Below are 2,917 nucleotides of genomic sequence, written 5' to 3' on the forward strand. Positions count from 1 at the left end.
ACGACGCTCTGGCCACCTTCTTCAGAAACGAATTTAAGCAAGCCATCCCGTTCGGTGACGAGGTAACCGCCCTGTGGCAGAAACGCGACCGCCCAGGGATAGGACAGGTCACCGGCAACTGTCTCCGGCTTGACAGCGGACTGCGCATTTGCCGGCCCGGAAACCACAAACACCGCGGAGACCGCGGCCGCCATTATCGTTGAAACGGTGAATTTCCTGAATGTCATCAACGGCTCCATCCCGAGACTACAAAGCGACCTTTTCCCTTAGGTAGGAACCTTTGCGCCCTCTGACAGCGGCGAACACGTTAAAAATTATCAATCTGGCGTGTTTTGCCGGCCCGGCTCTCCGGCCTCAAGCCGTGCGGCGATCGTCCGTTCTTCCCAGGCAACATTCCAGGCGATCAGCGTCCGCCAGACTTCGTCGACCTGTTCACCTTCGAGCCCAAGCTCTTCTGCCCGGCCCTTGATTGCGGCAACCATGGTTTCAATGCGCTCGCCGTCAAAGGCTTCGTCCGGATGTTGTTTCAGCTCTGCCATCCGTCGGACATATCCTTGCCGACGGGCAAAGATCGCAAGAAGTTCCTCATCCAGGGCATCGATGGCGGATCGGATATCTTCTTTACTGACGCATTCTGCGGGCGTTTTCACTTTGGTCATCCGGAACGTTGAATTGAAGAAAGGCACGGACCGGTCTACCGGCCCGTGCCGTCAATAAGAAGGCGCAAATTGAAGCAGCTACTTTTCCGAATGGGTCTGGGCCTGCACACTTGCCAGGGCCGACATGTTGACCACACCGCGGGAAGTCACGGACGGTGTCAGAATATGCGCCGGTTTGGCTGCGCCCAGCAGGATGGGACCGACATGCAGCGCCTGCGTTGCCACTTTCAGAAGGTTGTGAGCGATGTTGGCCGAGTCCAGGTTCGGGAACAGCAGCAGATTGGCCTCCCCTTTCAGTCTGCTGTTCGGCATCACCCTTTCGCGCAAGGCGGTGCTCAGGGCCGAATCGCCGTGCATTTCACCATCAGCTTCGAGCTCCGGATGACGCTCCCAGATCAAGTCCAGCGCCTGACGCATCTTGCGGGAGGATGCCGTGTCCCGGGAGCCGAAATTCGACATCGACAAAAGCGCAATTTTCGGTTCGATCCCGAAGCGCCGAATTTCATTGGCTGCGAGAATCGCCATCTCCGCAATTTCTTCCGCCGTCGGGTCTTCCGTCACAAAGGTATCGGACAGGAACATGGCGCCCTGACTGTTAATGAGAAGCGACAGGGCTGAAAGATCATGCGCCGTGTCACAGATACCAATTACCTGTTTGATATCACGGTGATGCCGGATGAAGCGCCCTTCAAGTCCACATATGACCGCATCCGCATCGCCCCTGCGGACAGCCAGGGCGGAGATGACGGTTGAGTTGGTCCGGACAACCGTTCTGGCCGCGTCCGGCGGCAGGCCCTTGCGGCCAACGCACTCGAAATACTCGTCAACATAATCACGGTAGCGCGGATCGTCCTGCGGGTTCACATACTCAAAATCGACATCCGGACGGATCTTCAGGCCGAAGCGTTCACAGCGTGTTTGAAGTACATCCGGGCGACCGACCAGGATCGGCTTGGCGATATTGTCCTCGATCAACACTTGAGCTGCCCGCAACACGCGCTCGTCCTCGCCCTCCGCATAAATGATCCGTTGCGGATCCTTGCTCGCGTTTTGAATGATCGGCTTCATGATCAGACCGGAGCGGAACACGAAGCGGTTCAGACGATCATAATAAGCGTCAAAGTCCTCAATCGGACGCGTCGCAACGCCGGACTCCATCGCCGCCTTGGCGACTGCCGGTGCGATGCGCAGGATCAGACGCTGATCAAACGGTGACGGGATCAGATAATTCGGACCGAAGGTTTCGGTCTTGCCGCCATAAGCCCGCGCGGCAACATCGGATGGTTCTTCCTGGGCGAGACCTGCAATAGCTTCGACTGCCGCCCGTTTCATCTCCTCGTTGATCGTCGTCGCGCCGACATCAAGCGCACCGCGGAAGATGAACGGGAAACACAGGACGTTGTTCACCTGGTTCGGATAGTCGGATCTGCCGGTGCACATGACCACATCGTCGCGAACCGCCAGGGCTTCTTCCGGCATGATCTCCGGATTGGGATTGGCCAATGCAAGGATCAACGGGCCTTGCCCCATTTTCTCGACCATAGATGGTTTGAGGACACCGGCGGCCGACAGGCCGAGGAAGACATCCGCATCCTCGATTACTTCATCCAGTGTGCGCTTGTCGGTGTCCTGCGCAAAAACAGCCTTCCATTCGTCCATGAGCGCTTCGCGGCCTTCATAGACGACACCCTCGATATCGGTGACCCAGATGTTTTCGTGTTTTGCACCAAGAGACACCAGCATGTTGAGACAGGCTAGCGATGCCGCTCCCGCCCCGGAGGCAACAATCTTGGCTTCCTCGATTTTCTTGCCGGCCAGATAAAGACCATTGCGCACCGCAGCACCGACAATAATTGCGGTCCCGTGCTGGTCGTCATGGAAAACCGGAATGTTCATTTTTTCCCGAAGCTTGCCTTCGATCATGAAACATTCGGGTGCCTTGATATCCTCCAGATTGATACCGCCAAACGTCGGTTCCAGAACCGAAACAGCGTCAACAAACTTGTCGACATTGGTCTCCGCCACTTCGATATCGAAAACGTCGATACCGGCAAACTTCTTGAAGAGGACCGCCTTGCCTTCCATCACTGGCTTGGAAGCGAGCGGACCGATATTGCCAAGCCCCAGTACAGCCGTTCCGTTGGATATCACTGCGACCAGATTACCACGGGATGTATAATCAGCTGCCTTTTGCGGCTCTTCGGCAATTTCAAGACAGGGAGCTGCAACACCGGGAGAATAGGCAAGCGCAAGGTCGC

3 protein-coding genes are annotated in these 2,917 nt (G+C 56.7%); all 3 read right to left on the reverse strand.

The annotated features are described in order from the left end of the window. Positions 1-227: PQQ-dependent sugar dehydrogenase (locus K5905_RS30890; RefSeq protein ID WP_297591551.1), on the reverse strand; the 227-nt coding region annotated here is incomplete at its 3' end. A gap of 90 nt (positions 228-317) precedes the next feature. Further along, positions 318-659: a chorismate mutase gene (locus K5905_RS30895; protein ID WP_297591552.1), complete on the reverse strand. Its 342-nt coding sequence runs from the start codon at positions 657-659 to the stop codon at positions 318-320. A gap of 78 nt (positions 660-737) precedes the next feature. Next, positions 738-2,917: NADP-dependent malic enzyme (locus tag K5905_RS30900; RefSeq protein ID WP_297591553.1), on the reverse strand; the 2,180-nt coding region annotated here is incomplete at its 5' end.

The sequence above is a fragment of the Roseibium sp. genome (assembly GCF_025698965.1).
Taxonomy (GTDB): Bacteria; Pseudomonadota; Alphaproteobacteria; order Rhizobiales; family Stappiaceae; genus Roseibium.